We start from the raw sequence: 16,697 nt of genomic DNA, 5'->3' as shown, positions 1-16,697 counted from the left end.
AGACGGCGTCCGAATACCGGACAAGGAAATGGACGGACGGGCCCGGAGCCGGTCGGAGTGCCCGTCGGCCGGTGCCGCCTAGGCCGACGGACGCTGCGGGCGGCGTGAGGGCAGGAGAAGCGGCCATAAGGAGCGCGCAAAGGCGGGCCGGGGGAGTGGCGGGATTCGGCCGACCTGCGTTCCGTCCGGAAACGGACCTGGTGCTTGCCCCGTGTCGAAGGGGTGACCGAGAGTCGCACCGATGAACGAGAAGCCCAGCCCCCGCCAGGCCCGTCTGCTCGGCCACCGCGACTTCCGGCTCCTGCTGACCGGAGCCGCGGCGGCCCAGACGGGCAGTCAGGTCACCCTGGTCGCCCTTCCCTTGGTGGCCGTGATGGTGCTCGACGCCACGCCGTTCGAGGTCGGTCTGCTGACCGCCGCCGAGACCGCCGCCTTCCTGCTCGTCGGCCTCCCCGCGGGCGCCTGGCTGGACCGGATGCGCAAGCTTCCGGTGCTGATCCGGGCCGACGTGGTGCGCTGCCTGGCCGTCGGGTCGATCCCGCCGGCCGCCGCCCTCGGGGTGCTGACCATGCCGCAGCTCTACCTGGTGGCGCTGGTCACCGGGGTGGCGACGGTCTTCTTCGACGTCGCCCACCAGTCCTTCCTGCCCGCCGTCCTGCCGCGCGAGCAACTGGTCGGCGGCAACGGCGCCCTGGAGACGGTCCGTTCCTCGGCGCAGATCGCCGGGCCGGGACTCGGCGGCGGGCTGGTCCAACTGCTCGGGGCGCCGCTCGCCATCGTGGCCGACGCCTGCGGCTACCTCGCCTCCGCCCTGCTGCTCGTCCGGATCAAGGTCGACGAGCCGCGGCCGGAGCCCGAGCCGGGGCGCTCGCTGCGCGCCGAGGTCGGGGAGGGCGTGCGGTTCGTGCTCGGCCACCCGCTGCTGCGGGCGATCGCGACCGCCACCGCCACGTCCAACCTGTTCTCCGCCGTGCTGACCGCCGTGCAGACGGTGTTCTGGGTGAGGGTGCTCGACCTGTCGCCGGGAGCCATCGGCGTGCTGCTGTCGGTCTCCGCCGTCGGCGGACTGGCCGGCGCGCTGTGCGCCGGGCAACTCGCCCGGTGGATCGGACAGGCCCGGCTGATCTGGCTGTCCACGGTGGTGACGGCGCCGTTCGCGCTGCTGTGGCCGCTGTCCGGAGGCGGTGCGGGCGTGGTGCTGTTCGGCCTGGCCTCCGGGGTGGTGCTGTTCGGCGCGGTGGCCTACAACGTCGCCCAGGTGAGCTTCCGGCAGAGCATCTGCCCGCCGGAGCTGCTCGGCCGGATGAACGCCACCATGCGGTTCCTGGTGTGGGGCACCCTGCCGATCGGCGCCCTGATCGGCGGCGTGGTCGCCGAGGCGGCCGGGCCGCGCACCGCGCTCTGGCTCTGCGCCGCCGGCTTCCTGCTGGTGCCGCTGCCGCTGCTGCTCTCCCCGCTGCGGCGGATGCGCGAGCTGCCGGGCCCCGACCGTACGGCCGGGCAGGACGCGGACGCGGAGGCGGACGCCACCGACCAGGAGAGCGCGGTGAGCCCCGGCACGTCCTGACCGGCCGCCCCACCCGCGCCTTCCGCACCCGAACCCCTCCTGCCGACCGAACCCGATCCCTTCTGCCGACCGAACCTGATCCCCGCACGTCCCGGACCCGAGCAGGGCACCGGCCGATCCCCCCTCGACCGATCCCCGACCCGAGCCGCGACCGGAAACCGGAGACCGTTCCCGTGCACGCCAGCATCACCGCCGCCTACCTCGCCCGGTACCGCTCCGCCGCCGCCGAATCCCCGGTGGAGCTGTTCCCGTTGACCGGCGCCCAGCGGCGCTTCCTGATCACCCGCCGACTCGCTCCGCAGAGCCGCACCGACGTCGTCCCGCTGTTCTTCGCCTACCCGTGCGGCACCCTCGACCTGGGCCGACTGGCCCGCGCCGCGGCCGCCGTGGCCGCCCACCACCCGGCGCTGTGCGGCGGATTCGCGACCGTGCGCGGCACACCCGTGCTGCGCACCGGCGGCCCCTCCGCCGAGGCCGCCCGGATCGCCGTCGCCCCCGGCGGCACCGCCCGCGCGGCGCTGCGCGAGGCCCTGGCGGACTGGCCCGCCGACGGACCCGCGCTGCGCCTGCTGGTGGCCGCGGACCCGGACGGGGACGAGGAACTGCTCGCCCTCGCACTGGACCACGCCGCCTGCGACGAGCAGTCGCTCGGCCTGCTCACCGCCGAACTCGGCGCCGCGTACGAGCGGGACGAGCCACCGGCGGACGGGCCCGACCCCCGGGCGCTGGCCGATTACCGGCAGGCCGTCGAACTGCAGCTCGCCGCCGAGGACGCCGCCGGCGGCCCCGCCGCCCAGGCCCACTGGGGCCGCCGGCTGGGTGGCCTGACCGGGGCGGGCGGCGGCGCGGCGACGTCCACCGGCATGCTCACCGAGCGGCTGCCCACCGCCGGGGGCGCCGCCCGCGGCGCGGTCTTCCCAGCCCTGCTGGACGCGGTCGGTTCGGCCCTGCACCGGCTGCACGGGGTGGACGGGGCGGCCCGGCGGGAGACCGGGGGAGGGCCGCTCGCCCTCGGCTACCCGTGGGGCGGACGACCGGCGGGCGCACCCGCCGCGCTCGGCTGCTTCCTCAACACCCTGGTGCACCCGGCGACTTCGGGCCCGGTCGCGGACCTGGACGCCCTCGCGGACGCCTGGTGGGACGACCTCGACCAGGCCGGCACCCCCTTCGACGAGGTGGTCCGCGCCGCCCGCACCGCCGGGGCCCCGTGGTCGGGCGCCCTGGACGGCCTGCTCACGATGGAGGACCTGCACCGCCGCCCACCGCTGGTGCTCGGCGGCACCCCCGGCCGGGAGACCCACCTGGACGGGCGCCCGCTCGCCGCACCGCTGGCCGTCTCCGCCTCGCACGGCGACGACCTGCTGATCCGGCTGGCCTGGGACCGCGACCGCTTCCCCGAGGCCGACGCCCGGGCCGCCTTCGGCGAACTGCTCGCCGTGCTGCGGCACCACCTGCACGCCCGGCCGGTCCCGGTCCCGCAGGCCTGAGGCGCCCGGCCGGCCGCGTCGCCCACCCGAGCCCGCCCGCCTGAACCCGCTCACCTCGTACGCCCGCGTCCGCACGCCCCACCCCGCGGGCCCCGAACTCCCGCGACGGACCCACCACGGACCCACCACGGACCCACGACGGGTCCGCCACGAACCCACCACGCCCGTCCGCGCGCGTCCGACACGCCGCCGGACGGGACCCCGGGCCCAGGGCCGCACCTCACCCCGGTACGCCCCTGGGCCGCCGGCCGGCACGGGAACACCCCACGTCCGCGTCCGGCCACCGCAGTGCCGACAAGCCCACCACACAAGGGAATCGACCATGTTCGCACTCTCTCCCTCGCAGGAGATCGTCTGGCTGCACGAGCAGATGCTGCCGGGCAGCCGCGCCTACAACTTCACCGCCGTCCTCGACCTGTGGGGCACCCTCGACCGGGACGCGCTGCACACCGGCCTGGCCGCCGTGCTGGCCCACCACCCCGGTCTGCGGCTGGAGTTGGTGCCCAGGCCGGAGGGGCTTCCCGGCCAGCGGGTCGCCGACGTCTGCGAACCGGAGCTGCGCCACAGCGACTTCGCAGCCGAGCAGGACCCGGAGGCCACCTTCCGCCGGCTGCTCGCCGCCGAGGCCGAGGAGCCGCTGGACACCGAGCGGGCGCCGGTGCTGCGCTGGCACCTGGTCCGGCTCGGCGACGACCACCACCGGCTGATCCACGTCGAGCACCACCTCGTCCACGACGGCCACTCCTTCGCGATCCTGCTGCGCGACCTGTTCACCGTCTACCGCGCCACCGTCCTCGGCGAGCCGTACGAGCTGCCCACCGCGCCCTCCTACGAGGACCACGCCCGCGCCGCCGCCGACCTCCCCCGGGACCGCGGACTCGACTTCTGGACCAAGGAGCTGACCGACGCCCCGCGCGAGGTCACCCTCCCCGGGCTGGCCCGGCCGGGTGCCGAACGGCGCCACCGCGGCGGCCAGCTGCGCCAGTCCATCGGCGCCGACCTGGCCGAGCGGCTGCGCGAGCGCAGCAAGGCCGACGGCCACACCCCGTTCAGCACCCTGCTCGCCCTGTTCGCCGAGCTGCTGCGCCGGCACAGCGGCCACCGCGAGGTGGTGATCGGCACCGCCGTCGGCAACCGCCCGGAGGGCTTCGAGGGCACCGTCGGCATGTTCGTCAACACCGTCCCGCTGCGCCTGCGGCTCGACCCGGCGGTCCCCGGCACCGACGCCGTGGACGAGGTGACCGACGTCCTGCTGCGCGCCCTGCCGTACCAGGACCTGCCGGTCCAGGAGCTGACCCGCCGGCTCGGGCTGCACACCACCGGCGCCGACAACCCGCTGTTCAACGTGATGTTCAGCGCGCACGACGCGGCACTGCCCGACGTCCAGGCGCCCGGGCTGGAGGTCTCGCTGTACGAGGGCTTCAACACCGGCACCACCCGCTTCGACCTCGACCTGGTGCTGCTGCCCGACGACCGCCGGGTGGTCGGCGAGAAGCACGGCGCCGCCGGGATGACCCTGGTCTGGGACTACGACGCCGACCTGTTCCGCGAGTCCGAGGCGGTGCTGCTGTCCGAGCGGCTGCTGGAGCTGCTGCGCTGCTACCTGGACCGCCCGCAGGCGCCGATCGCCGGGCTGGCCCCCGCGCCCGAGGCCGAACCGGCCGCCCCGGTCACCCCGGCCGCACTCGACCCGGCCGCCGCCCACGACCCGACCTCGCTCGCCCTGCTGGCCGGCACCGAGCGGATCAGCTACGGCGAACTCGACCGCAGGGTCACCGAGTTGGTCGAGCGGTTGCGCGCCGCCGGAGTCACCCCCGGCCAGCCGGTGGCCACCGTGCTGCCGCGCGGCGCCGACAGCGTGGTAGCCCTGCTCGCCTGCCTGCGGTACGGCGCCGTGTACGCGCCGCTGTCCACCGAGGACCCGGCCGCCCGGCTCGGGCTGCTGCTGGAGCGGCTCGGCCCGGCGCTCGTCCTCGCCACCCGGCAGAGCGCGCTGGCACTGCCCGCCGAGGGCGTCACCCCGGCGCTGCTGGACGGCCCCGCCTTCCCGAAGGCCGGGCCCGCCGCCGTGCTGGACGGCGCCGCCTACGTGATCCACACCTCCGGCTCCACCGGCGTGCCCAAGCCCGTCCTGGTCGGCCGCGAGGCCCTCGCCGGGTACGTCGCCGCGATCGCCGACCGCTACCGGCTCACCTCCGCCGACCGGGTGCTGCTGTTCGCCCGGCCGTCCTTCGACGTGGCCCTGGAGGAGGTGCTGCCCGCCCTCACGGCCGGCGCCGCCCTCGTCGTGCCGCAGCGCGAGGTGCCCACCGGGCCCGAGCTGGTGGCCGTGCTGGCCGCCCGCGGCGTCACGGTCGCCAACCTGCCCACCAGCTACCTGCTCGCCGTCCGCGAGGACCTGCGCGAGGCGCTGCGGGACGGCCGCTGGGCGCCCCGCCTGCTGGTGCTCGGCGGCGAGCGGCTGCCCGCCCGGGCGCTGGCCGGCCTGACCGGGGCCACCACCGTGCTGAACGCCTACGGCGTCACCGAGGCCACCGTCACCTCCACCGTGTACGAGGTCACCGACGCCGACGTCGCCGAGGACGGCGAGATCCCGCTCGGCGCCGAACTCGACGGCGTGCGCATCCACGTCCTGGACGACACGCTGCGCCCGCTCGCCCCCGGCTGCGTCGGCGAACTCGTCGTCGGCGGACCCCTGTTGGCCGAGGGCTACCTGGGACTGCCGGAGCCCACCGCGGCCCGCTTCACGACCGTCCCCGCGCTCGACGACGCCCGCGTCTACCGCACCGGCGACCGCGGCTACCGCGACCTGGACGGGCGGCTGCGCTTCCTCGGCCGCGCCGACAACCAGGTCAAGCTGCGCGGCCACCGGATCGAGCTGGAGGAGATCGAGGCCGCGGCCTCCGCCGAACTCGGCGGCCGCTCCTGCGCGGTGCTGCTGCACACCGACCCGCAGACCGGCCCGCGCCTGGTCGGCTTCCTGGAGGGCGCCGAGCGCCCCGACCAGGCCGCGCTGCACGAGGCGCTCGCCCGCCGGCTGCCCGGCGGACTCGTCCCGGCGAGCTGGACGGCCGTCGCCGTGATGCCGACCCTGCCCGGCGGCAAGCCCGACCGCACCGCCCTCGCCCGCCTGGTGGACGAGGCCCCGGAGGCGGAGGAGGTCGAGCCGAGCGAGTTCACCGACCCCGGCCAGCAGCTGATCGCCGCCGCCTGGCGCGAGGTGCTCGGCCACGACCGCTTCGCCGCGGACTCGCACTTCTTCGAGGTCGGCGGCCACTCGCTGCTCGCCGCCCAGCTCGCCGCGTACCTGGAGCCGCACCTCGGCAGCCGGCCGCCGCTGCGCACCCTGTTCCGACACGCCGTCCTGGCCGACCAGGCCAAGGCCCTCACCACCGGTGGTGCCAAGTGACTTCGCCCTCCGCCGTCCTGGAAGCCGGCCACCGCGAGCTCGTCGAGGCCTTCGAGAGCTTCGTGCGCCGCGAACTCGTTCCGCTGGCAGCCGAGCTGCCCGAGACCGCCGACCAGGTCCCGGCCGACCTGCGGACCTACGTCCGCAAGCGCTCCGCCGCCCTCGGCTTCTACGCGGGCGACTACCCCGAGGAGCTCGGCGGCGCCGACATGCCGTTCACCGCCGTCGTCCTGCTGCACCACGCCGCCGGGCGCAGCGGCTGCGTGCTCGCCCCGTACGCGCTGGCCGGCTCCGACGGGCCCAGCCCGCTGCTGCGGCACGGCACCCCCGAGCAGGTCGAGCGCCACCTGGTCCCGCTGGTGCGCGGCGAGCAGACCCGCTGCCTCGCCCTCACCGAGCCGCACGCCGGTTCCGACGCGTTCCACCTCACCACCACCGCCGTGCGCACCGGCGAGGGCTGGGTGCTGAACGGCCGCAAGACCTTCGTCAGCAACGCCGAGCACGCCGGGATCGCGCTGGTCGTCGCCGCCACCGACCTCGGCGACGGGGCCGGCCCCACGGCCGGCGCCACCGCCTTCGTGCTGCCGATGGACCAGCCCGGGCTGCGGATCGGCCAGCGCTACGAGGGCATGTCCGGCGAGCCGCTGTTCGAGCTGCTGCTGGACGGGGTCACCGCCGGCCCGGAGGCCGTGATCGGCGGAGAGGAGGGCGTCGGCGCGGCCACCGCCCTCGCCATCGACAGCCTCTCGCGCGGCCGTCTGGTGGTCGCCGCGATGTGCAACGGCATCGCCGAGCACGCGCTGCGGATCGGCGTCGAGTACGCCAAGGACCGGCGGGCCTTCGGCCGGGTGATCGGCGAGTACCAGCACATCCAGGAGCACCTGGTCGCCACCCGGGCCGAGGTCGAGGCCTCCAAGCTGCTCACCCTCGCCTGCGCCCGGCTGGTCGACGAGGGCACCGAGTCCCCCGAGAACGCGGCGCTCGCCAAGCTCACCGCCTCCGAGACCGCCGTACGCGCGGTGGACCGCTCGCTCCAGGTGCACGGGGCCACCGGCTGGGTGCGCGGGCACCCGCTGGAGTTCCTGTACCGCTACGTCCGGATGACCACGATCATCGAGGGGACCTCGGAGGTCCAGAAGGTGATCATCGCCCGTTCCATGGGCCTGAACTGACGAAGCGTCACCTTCGCACGCGACCTCCTGGAGATGATGATGGAACACCTTGACACGAAGGTCCCGAACGCGGACGCCCCGAGCGTCGACGCCGCGAACACCGGGACTCCGAACACCGGGACCCCGAACACCGGGACCCCGAACACCGACGCCCCGAGCATCGGTTACGGCCGTCCGCACCAGGACGGCGCGGTGCTCGACCTCTTCACCACCTGGGCGCACCGCACCCCCGACGCCCCCGCCCTGATCGACGGCGAGCAGGTCTACAGCTACGCCGAACTCGACCGCCTCGCCGACACCGTGGCCGAGGCCCTGCGCGGCAAGGTCGGCCCGGGCGACCTGCTCGGCGTCTGCCTCGCCCACTCGGTCTCGCTGGTCGCCGTCACCCTGGCCGCCGCCAAGCTCGGCGCCGTCCACCTGCCGCTCGGCCCGCGCCCCGGCGAGCACCGGCTGCGCGCCGTCGCCGAGCAGCTGCGCCCGGCCTGCCTGGTCGGCGAGCCGGACCTGCTGCCGCCCGGCGGCGAGCGGCTGCCGCTGGACCTGCCCACCGCCGGCGTGGTGGCCGCCCTGAACCCGGGCGAGCAGGTGCGCGTCCCGGCCGGCACCCACTACGCGGTGCTCACCTCCGGCTCCACCGGCACCCCGAAGGCCGTCGCCGTCACCGAGCCCGCGCTCGGCGCGCTGCTGCAGTGGTACCGCGGACTGACCGGCCTCGGCCCCGGGGAGCGGCACAGCCTGCTGATCGGCGTCGCCTTCGACCCGCACATGCAGGAGCTGTGGGCCGGCCTCACCTCCGGCGCGGCCCTGGTGGTCGCCCCCGAGGCGGTCCGCTGGGACACCGGCGCGCTCACCGACTGGTGGCGCGAGGCCGGCGTCACCGTGTCCATCCTGCCCACCCCGCTGGCCGAGCCCCTCCTCGGCCGGCCCTGGCCCGCCGAGTCGCCGCTGCGCCACCTGGTGATCGGCGGCGACCGGCTGCGCCGCGCCCCCGGGCCCGACGTCACCGCGACCGTCCACAACGCGTACGGCCCCGCCGAGGCCACCGTCACCACCACCGTGCACACCATGGCCCCCGGCGGCGACCACGGTGCCGGCGCCCCGCCGATCGGCCTGCCGATCGACGGCGCCGTCCTCCTGGTCACCGACGAGGACGGCCGCCCGGTGCCGCGCGGCACGGCCGGCGAGCTGCGGATCGGCGGCCGAGGCCTGGCCGCCGGGTACCTCGACCCCGAGCTGACCGCCCGCCGTTTCGTCGGCGCGCCCGCCGGCGTGGTCGGCACGGACCGGGTCTACCGCACCGGCGACCGGGTGGTCATGCGCCCGGACGGCGTGCTGGAGTTCCACGGCCGCCTCGACGACCAGGTCAAGGTCAGCGGTGTGCGGATCGAACCCGCCGAGGTCGAGGCCGCCTTCGAGCGCGACCCGAAGGTGCGCCGGGCGGTGGTCGCCGCCGAGCAGGCGCCGACCGGCGGCGTCCGGCTGCTCGCCTTCGTCCAGGCCGAGGACGGCGCCGACCCCGCGGCGCTGCTCGACGCCGTCCGCCCGTGGCTGCCCGAGCAGGCCGTGCCCTCCGCCGTCCGGCTGGTGGAGCGCTTCCCGCTGGACGCCAACGGCAAGGTGGACCGCCCGGCCCTGCTGGCCGACGCGCCGGCCCCGGACGAGGAGGCCCCGGCGGACGAGGCCGGCACCCCGGTCGAGCGCACCGTACTGAAGCTCTGCCGCGGGCTGATCGGCCGTGCCGACCTCGGGCCCGAGGACAACTTCCTCGCGTCGGGCGGCAATTCGCTCGCCGCGGCAAGACTGCTGGAGGCCCTGGAGAACGAGTACGGCGTACGGCTGCGCGCCCCCCTGGTGCTGCGCCAGCCCGACCTGCGGGCCGTCGCCCGGCTGGTCGAGGAGCGGGTGGCCGATCTGGCCGCGACCGCCTGACCCCGCCCGAACCTCCTCAGCGGGGCGCCCCGGCCCACCCGGCCGGGGCGCCCGGAAGGGAACCACCCATGACCACCAGCACCACCGAGCACCGCGCGCACCCCGCGACCTCAGCGACCTCAGCGACCTCCGCGCACCCCGCGGCTCCGCTCGACCGGACCGCCGAAGCCCTGCCCGCCCCGCTGCCCGCCCTGGTCGCCCGGCAGGCCGAGCAGCGTCCCGACGCGCTCGCCGTGACCGACGGCTCCACCGTCCTGACCTACCGCGAACTCGTCGACGCCGCAGGCCGGTTGGCCGCCGTCCTGGCCGATCGGGGGATCGGCCCAGGCAGCGCCGTCGCCCTGCTGTGCGCCCGCTCGACCCGATTCGTCGTCGCCCAGCTCGCCGTCTGGCGGGCCGGCGCACTGGTCGTCCCGCTCGACCCGGCCTACCCGCGCCCGCGGATCGCCGAAATGATCGCCGACGCGGACGTCCGGCTCGTCCTCGGCGACAAGGGACTGCTCGCCGAGGCCGGGCTCCCCGAGGACCGCACCCTGGTGCTGACCGAGCGCGGCACCGAGGCCGCCGACGGCACGGCGCCCGACGCCGCCGACCCGGCCGCGCCCGCGCTGCTCTACTACACCTCCGGCTCCACCGGCCGCCCCAAGGGCGTCCTGGTCCCGCACAGCGCCGTCGCCGACCTGGCCACCGCCGAGGACTCGATCGGCCTCGGCCCCCGCGACCGGGTGCTCTTCCACTCCACCGTCTCCTTCGACGCCACCACCTTCGAACTGTGGGCGCCGCTCGCCCGGGGCGCCGCCGTGGCCGTCTCCCCGAGCGAGCGGCCCAGCGCCGAGGACCTGGTCCGCGACGTCGAGAGCTTCGGCGTCACCACCGTCTTCCTCACCACCGCGCTCTTCCACCACCTGGCCGCCCGGCGGTCCCGGGTCTTCGGCGTGCTGCGCACCCTGGTCGTCGGCGGCGAGGCACTCTCCTCCGAGTACGCGGGCGCCGTGCTGCAGGCCTTCCCGTGGCTCGAACTGATCAACGCGTACGGGCCGACCGAGGCCACCACCTTCACCACCCTGCACCGGGTCACCCGGGCCGACTGCGCCGGATCCGTCCCGATCGGCCGGGCCTTCGGCGGCACCCGGGCGTACGTCCTGGACGAGCGGCTCGCGCCGGTGGCGCCGGACGGCGTCGGCGAACTGTGGATCGCCGGCGACCGGCTGGCCCTCGGCTACCTCGACCGGCCGGAGCTGACCGCCGAGCGCTTCCGCGAACTGCCCGGCATCGGACGCGCCTACCGCAGCGGCGACCGGGTCGCCGAACGGCCGGACGGCTCCCTGGAGTACCACGGGCGCACCGACGACCAGGTCAAGGTGCGCGGCTTCCGGATCGAACCCGGCGAGGTCGAGCACGCGCTGCTCCAGCTGCCCGAGGTCGCCGAGGCGGCGGTCGTGGTCCGCCGCGCCGGGCAGGTCGACGCCGCGCTCACCGCCTGCCTGGTCCTCGCCGAGGGCTCCCGCCCGGCCGTCGAGGCGCTGCGGGCCGCTCTGGCCGAGCGGTTGCCCGCCCACCTGGTGCCCACCGCCTGGACGGTGCTCGCCGCGCTGCCGCTGACCGGCAGCGGAAAGGTGGACCGGCGGGCGCTGGCCGCCGACGAACCGGACGGGGCACAGCCGTCCGCCGCCGCCGAACTCGGCCCGATCGAACAGGTCGTCGCCGAGGCGTGGAGCCGCGCCCTGGAACGCCCGATCACCGACCCGTCCGCCGACTTCCTCGCCGAGGGCGGGCACTCGCTGCTCGCCATGTGGGTGGTGGACGACCTGCGCGAGGACCTCGGGGTCGAGCTGTCGCTCGCCGACTTCCTCGGCCACCCGACCGTCGCCGCCCAGGCCGAGCTGCTGGAGCGCGCCCTGCGGGCCGCCGACGACACCCCCGGAGCCGACCGATGACCACCGTCGACCAGAGCGACCTGCTGCGCCGCGCCCGCAACCGGCGCGCCGCCACCCCCGTCGGTTCCGCCGCCTCCGCCGCCTCCGCCGCCTCCGCACCGCAGACCGGCCCCGCCCCGCTCTCGCACGCCCAGCAGCGGATGTGGCTGATGGACCACCTCGGCCAGGGCGGCGCCCTCTACAACGTGCCGGTCGCCACCCGGCTGCGCGGCCCGCTCGACCGGGCGGCCCTCGCCACCGCGATCACCGGCCTGACCGAGCGGCACGCCGTCCTGCGCACCCGCTACCCGCGCCGGGGCGACGAGCCGTACCAGCAGATCGACCCGGTCGTCCCGGTGCCGCTGCCGGTCCTGGACGCCACCGGCCCGGAGCAGCTCGCCGCCGAGGCCGCCCGGCCGTTCGACCTCGCCACCGGCCCGGTGCTGCGGGCCCTGCTCCTGCGGCACGGCTCCGACGACCACACGCTGCTGCTGACCATCCATCACATCGCGGTGGACGGCGGCACGTTGCGCCTCCTCACCGCGGACCTCGCCGAGCTGTACCGCGCCGCGCGCGACGGCGAGCCGAACCGGCTCCCGCCGCCGGCCCCCTCGTACGCCGACTACGCCCGCCAGGAACGCGCCCGCGACGCCGAGCTGACGGCCACCGCCGGCGTCCTCGCGGCCGGGCTGGCCGGCGCCCGGCCGCTGCCCCTGCTGCGGCCCGTCCCGCCCGGCGCCCGGGAGCGCCGCGCCGCGCTGCACGCCGCCCCGCTGGAGCCCGCCGTGGTGGAACAGCTGCGCCTCGTCGGCGCGCGGCACGGCGCCACGCTGTACACCGTCGTGCTGGCTGCCGCGTTCGCCGCGCTGGGCATCGCCTCCGGGCAGGACGACCTCGTCCTCGGCTGCGCCAGTGGCCACGGGGCGCGGCCCGAGTTCCGCCGGACCGTCGGGCTCGCGGTCAACACCCTCGCCGTGCGCGCGAATCCGTCCGGGGACCCGTCGTTCACCGAGCTGCTCGCTCTGGTCCGCACCGCCCTGCTCGACGCCCAGCAGCACCACGAGGTGCCCCTCGACCTGGTGGTCGAGCGGCTCGGCGCGGCCGCGCGCGGCGCGGACGGCACCCCACTGCTCTCGGTCAGCTGCGACCTCGTCCAGACCGTCGACCCGCTGGCGCTGCCGGGCCTCCACACCGAGAACGTGGAACTCGACCTGGGGCTGGCCAAGTTCGGCCTCACCCTGCTGCTGGAGGACGGCCCGGAGCCGCGCTGCCTGCTGCAGCACGACCGGGACGCGCTGGACCCGGACACCGCCGCCCGGCTGGTCGGTGCCTTCGCCGAACTGCTCACCGCCGTGGCCGCCGACCCGGAACGGCGGCTGTCCGAACTGCCCGGAGAGCGGTTGACGGCCGCCGAACACCCGGTCGTGGAAGCCCTGTCGGCCGATCCGGCGGTGGTCGAGGCGGCCGTGGTCGAGAACCCGGACGGCCCGCCGCTCGCCTACGCGGTGGTCCGCGGGCCGGTCGCGCCGAGCGGCAGCGCCCTGCGGGCCGCCCTGCGCGGGCGCCTGCCGGCCGCCGAACTGCCGCTCGCGGTCACCCTCGTGGACCGGCTGCCCCGCCACGCCGACGGCACCCCCGACCGCGACCGGCTGCCCGGCGCCACCGTGCTGCCCGGCGCCACCGTTTTGCCCGGCGCCACCGCGGCGGCGGAGGGCCCGTTGGAGGCAGGCCCGCTGGACGTCGTACGGCAGGCCTTCGGTGAACTCCTCGGCACGACCCCGCCCGCCGACGGCGACTTCTTCGCGCTCGGCGGCCACTCCCTGGTCGCCGTCCAGCTCGCCGAACGCCTGCGCACCCGCACCGGGCTGCCGCTCACCGGCCTCGACATCCTGGAGCAGCGCACCCCGCGCGCCCTCGCCGCCCTGCTCGCCACCCGCACGGACGAGCGCCGCGCGGCCCTCGCCCAGGCCGGTGCCCGCTCGCGGACCACCGGCGCCCGCACCGGCACCGTCCTGCTCACCGGCGCCACCGGCGGGGTCGGCGCGGCCGTGCTCCAGGAGCTGATGGCCCAGGGCCGGCCGGTCCGGGTCCTGGTCCGGCCGGAGTCCGCGCACCTGCCCGCGCTGAACGGCGCCGAGGTGGCGGAGGGCGACCTCGGCGACCTCGACAGCCTGCGCCGGGCCGTCGACGGCGTCGACGCCGTCATCCACTCCGCCTGCACCTTCACCGACCACGCCACCGACCTCGCCGCCATGCGCGCCCTGGTCGACGGCTGGCGGGGCGGCCCGTTCGTCTTCGTCAGCAGCATCGACGCGTACGGCCGCCCGGCCGGCACAGAGGTCGCCGAGGGCGCCCCCAGCAGCGCACCCGTCACCCCGTACGGGCAGGCCAAGCTGGACTGCGAGCGGATCCTCTTCGAGGCCGCCGCGGCCGGCCGGGGCCAGGCCGTGGCCGTCCGCTCCCCGATCGTCTGGGGCCCGCACCACCGCCTGCGCGACCAGCTCCGCTGGGGCGCCACCGGCCCCCTCTACCAGGCCGCGCTGGCCGGCCGGCCGATCGGCCTGCCGGACGCCGAGGAGTGGCACGGAGCCTCCTGGGTGCACTCCGCCGCCCTGGCCCGCGCCCTCGGTGCCTGCCTCGCCCCGGACCACCCCGCCGCCGGCCGGGTCGTCAACGCGGTGAGCGGGCACCTCTCCTGGGCGGACTTCACCGCCGAACTGGTCCGCCTGCTCGGCTCCGACAGCCCGATCGCCGCCACCCCCGACGCCGACGGGGAACTCCGCCGTCCCTGGCACTACCGGGCGGACACCCTGGCCGGCCCGCTCGCCCCCGAGCCCGGCGAGGACTGGCGCAGCGTCCTGGCGGCCATGGTCCGCTGACCCTCTCCGGTCGCGGGGGGGGGAGGGGGAGGACGGCCCCCAACCGAGCGGACCCACCCACACCCCGCCCCCTCCCCCCCCCCCCCACAACAAAACAAAAACTAACCAACCCCAGCCCGCGACCGGGCTGCTCCAGCAGTCACTCGGCCCCGTCCCGCGGCACCCACGGAAAGGACACCGCGGGCCACCGCACCGCCGCCCACGCGTCGAGGCCGACGGCCGTGCCGGCGTCGACGGACACCGGCGCATCATGTCCGACCGGCCCCCTCCGCCCGCTACCGCAGCCGCCGCAGGCGGGAGTCGGCGATGTTACGGGTGCGCCGGGTACGGCCGTTCTCGGCGAGCAGGCCCAGCGCGGCCCGGTCGGGCGACTCCTCGGCGAGGCGTCCCTGGAGCCAGTTCTCCGCCGCGAGCAGCTGCTCCTCCTCCCACGGCTCGTCCAGGACCGTCGCCCGCAGCAGCGCCCAGTCCCGCAGGCGCCGGGCGGCGAACGCGTCGGCCGCCACTGCGCCCGCCAGCTCCCGCCGCCAGGCCGGGAAGCCCGGCTCCGTCAGCAGTTCCGCCGCGCGCCGGTCCAGGTACTCGCAGACCGCGCAGCTCGCCATCGGGCGCTCGGGGTCGGTGAGCACCCGGGCCGCGAGGGCTGCCGCGTCCTCGGGAGCCACGTCCGCGAAGGCCCGGCGGTACCGTGCGAACCGTACGTGCTCGTCCGGCTCGAAGCCTTCCGCACCGGCCGCTGCTGTCTCGGTCACCGGGGTTCCCTCTTCCGTCCTGTCGTGGCCGCTTGCCCGCCCGATGGTCGCACGGCCGGTGGAGGGCGGGTCCGGCGCTGCCGTCGGCGGCCTCCTTGACTTCAAGTCGGCTTGAGTTTCTAGCCTTCACCCGATCGATCGTCGGGCGACAGGAGAGAGCGCATGATTCTCGTGACCGGGGCCACCGGCAACATCGGACGTTCCCTGCTGGAGGAGCTGCGGGCCCGCGGGGCCGGCCCCCTGCGGGGCCTCACCCGGGACGGCGCCCGGGCCCGGTTCCCCGAGGGCGTGGAGGTGCGCGAGGGCGACCTCGCCGACCCGGCCTCCCTGGCGCCCGCCCTCGACGGGGTGCGCTCGCTGTTCCTGGTGTCGCGGATCGGCTCCGATGCCGGGATCCTCGACGCCACCCGCCGCGCCGGCGTCGAGCACGTGGTGCTGGTGTCGTCCGTCACCGTCGAGACGCATCCGCACCTGGGCCCCGCCCGGGAGAACGCGGACGTCGAGCGGCTGGTCATGGACAGCGGCATGGCGTGGACGGTCCTGCGGCCCACCCAGTTCGCCTCCAACGCCCTGTGGTGGGCGCCGGCGATCCGCGAGCGGGGGACGGTCCGCGTGCCGTACGCGGACACCGGACTGCCCACGATCCACCCCGCGGACATCGCGGCGGTGGCGCGGGTGGCGCTGACCGGGCCCGGCCACCGGGGACGGGTGTACGCGCTGACCGGGCCGGAGCGGGTGACGGCCCGCCAGCAGGTGGCGGCCATCGCGGCGGCCCTCGGGCGGACGGTGCCCCTCGCGGTGATCGGCCGGGAGGAGGCCCGGCGGGAGCTGGCCGAGGCCCTGGGAGCCGAGGCGGCGGACGCGGTGCTCGACCTGACGGGCGGGGACGTCAACGACGGCCTGCTGGAGGTCCGCGACACCGTCGAGCGGGTCACCGGATCCCCCGCCAGGCCGTTCCACCACTGGGTCGCCGAGAACGTCGCCGCCTTCCGCTGACGAGCCCCCCGCCCAGGCCGGGCACGCCCCGCCGTACCCCCATTCCGTGAACAGCGTGAATGGTCGTCGCCGGGAGCACAGCGCCCCGCACCGCCGCCCGCCGCACCGTTTCGCCGCCCGGCCGTTCCGCGGCTCGGCCGGGTGCTCAAGGGCCGCTGGAGGCCAGGTCGAGACGGGTGGTCCGGGGCGGCCCCGGTGTGTTCTGGTGGAGGGCGGAGGGCGCGCGCGGGGGCGTAGACGCTGGCGCATGGAGCTGAGTGCGGAGGCTATGGTTCGCCGGCCCGGAGTGGCCTTGACTGGTGGACACGAGGACGGACGCGCGGGGTTCACGGAACCCGGCCGGTCCGACGATCCGAACAGGCTCCTACTCCGAGTGAGGGTGATTGTGATGGCTGGTGTGGTGGATCTCGCGGTCGAGTCCGGTGTGGTGCTGGTGGTCGGTGGGACGGGGAAGACGGGTCGTCGGGTGGCGGACCGGCTGGCGGCGCGGGGTTACGGGGTGCGGGTGGGGTCGCGTTCGGGTGCGGTGCCGTTCGACTGGCACGACGAGGGGACGTGGGAGGGGGCGTTGGAGGGGGTGAGTGCGGCGT

Annotated in this window: 9 protein-coding genes and 1 pseudogene; 9 read left to right on the top strand and 1 reads right to left on the bottom strand. The window is 76.4% G+C overall.

The genetic code is table 11. The annotated features are described in order from the left end of the window. Positions 1-241: 241 nt before the first annotated feature. The 7 genes from ACFVGO_RS03090 to ACFVGO_RS03060 all read left to right on the top strand — a co-directional run bounded on the left by ACFVGO_RS03090 (position 242) and on the right by ACFVGO_RS03060 (position 14,359). A complete protein-coding gene (locus ACFVGO_RS03090; RefSeq protein ID WP_380352247.1) occupies positions 242-1,567 on the top strand; it encodes an MFS transporter in 1,326 nt (441 codons plus the stop codon). A gap of 173 nt (positions 1,568-1,740) precedes the next feature. Beyond that, positions 1,741-3,054 carry a non-ribosomal peptide synthetase gene (locus tag ACFVGO_RS03085; protein WP_380630724.1) on the top strand — a complete coding sequence of 438 codons (1,314 nt, stop codon included), beginning with the start codon at positions 1,741-1,743 and terminating at the stop codon, positions 3,052-3,054. Positions 3,055-3,376: 322 nt separating this feature from the next. Beyond that, a complete protein-coding gene (locus ACFVGO_RS03080) occupies positions 3,377-6,463 on the top strand; it encodes an amino acid adenylation domain-containing protein (RefSeq protein ID WP_359900869.1) in 3,087 nt (1,028 codons plus the stop codon). Then, positions 6,460-7,635 carry an acyl-CoA dehydrogenase family protein gene (locus tag ACFVGO_RS03075; RefSeq protein ID WP_359900872.1) on the top strand — a complete coding sequence of 392 codons (1,176 nt, stop codon included), beginning with the start codon at positions 6,460-6,462 and terminating at the stop codon, positions 7,633-7,635. The genes ACFVGO_RS03080 and ACFVGO_RS03075 overlap by 4 nt, the downstream gene beginning before the upstream one ends. Before the next feature lie 39 nt (positions 7,636-7,674). After that, positions 7,675-9,564: an amino acid adenylation domain-containing protein gene (locus ACFVGO_RS03070; RefSeq protein ID WP_380630723.1), complete on the top strand. Its 1,890-nt coding sequence runs from the start codon at positions 7,675-7,677 to the stop codon at positions 9,562-9,564. Between the two features lie 68 nt (positions 9,565-9,632). After that, on the top strand, positions 9,633-11,501 hold the full coding sequence (locus tag ACFVGO_RS03065) for a non-ribosomal peptide synthetase (protein WP_380630721.1): 1,869 nt from the start codon (positions 9,633-9,635) through the stop codon (positions 11,499-11,501). Then, positions 11,498-14,359 carry a condensation domain-containing protein gene (locus ACFVGO_RS03060; protein WP_380630720.1) on the top strand — a complete coding sequence of 954 codons (2,862 nt, stop codon included), beginning with the start codon at positions 11,498-11,500 and terminating at the stop codon, positions 14,357-14,359. Before ACFVGO_RS03065 ends, ACFVGO_RS03060 begins: the two co-directional genes overlap by 4 nt. A 275-nt stretch (positions 14,360-14,634) precedes the next feature. On the opposite strand, the gene ACFVGO_RS03055 is transcribed toward ACFVGO_RS03060, so the two are convergent. Further along, complete coding sequence (locus ACFVGO_RS03055) at positions 14,635-15,111, bottom strand: hypothetical protein (RefSeq protein ID WP_380630718.1); 477 nt, start codon at positions 15,109-15,111, stop codon at positions 14,635-14,637. Between the two features lie 162 nt (positions 15,112-15,273). Between ACFVGO_RS03055 and ACFVGO_RS03050 the strand changes: the two genes are divergently transcribed. Then, the gene (locus tag ACFVGO_RS03050; RefSeq protein WP_380630717.1) at positions 15,274-16,107 is read left to right on the top strand and encodes an SDR family oxidoreductase; all 834 of its coding nucleotides are present in this window, start codon (positions 15,274-15,276) and stop codon (positions 16,105-16,107) included. 388 nt (positions 16,108-16,495) lie between these two features. After that, a pseudogene (locus ACFVGO_RS03045) lies at positions 16,496-16,697 on the top strand (NmrA family transcriptional regulator); the annotation flags it as partial.

It is taken from the genome of Kitasatospora sp. NPDC057738, from assembly GCF_042798815.1.
GTDB classification, from domain to species: Bacteria; Actinomycetota; Actinomycetes; order Streptomycetales; family Streptomycetaceae; genus Kitasatospora; species Kitasatospora lactacystinica.
This window is presented reverse-complemented; position numbering and strand designations above follow the sequence as displayed.